Source organism: Pseudomonas sp. SIMBA_067 (assembly GCF_046534675.1).
GTDB lineage: Bacteria > Pseudomonadota > Gammaproteobacteria > Pseudomonadales > Pseudomonadaceae > Aquipseudomonas > Aquipseudomonas putida.
In genome coordinates, this window is sequence record NZ_JAWRYH010001088.1 from 1 (window position 1) to 246 (window position 246).

At 55.3% G+C, this 246-nt stretch carries 1 protein-coding gene; it reads right to left on the reverse strand.

Features of this window, described 5'->3' with window-relative positions:
* Nucleotides 1-246 (reverse strand): HAD-IA family hydrolase (locus SB765_RS32620; RefSeq protein ID WP_410932893.1); only part of this gene is annotated, 246 nt, incomplete at both ends.

A 246-nucleotide genomic window follows, 5' to 3' on the forward strand; every position in this document is an offset into this window, starting at 1 on the left:
GTTCGTGCAACGAAGAAACGGTCCAGGTGGGCGCGATGCCTTCTGGTTGCTCGCGATGGTGTGCATTCAGCCAGCAGGTCGCAAGCCCGGCGTTGATGCCACCGAGAATATCGGACTCGGCAGTGTCGCCAACCATCAGCACGCGTGAACGGTCAGGATTGCCCGCCTGTTCCAGCGCATAATCGAAAATTTTCTTATTCGGTTTGGCAACGCCAACTTCTTCGGAAATCACCAGCAAATCGAAGT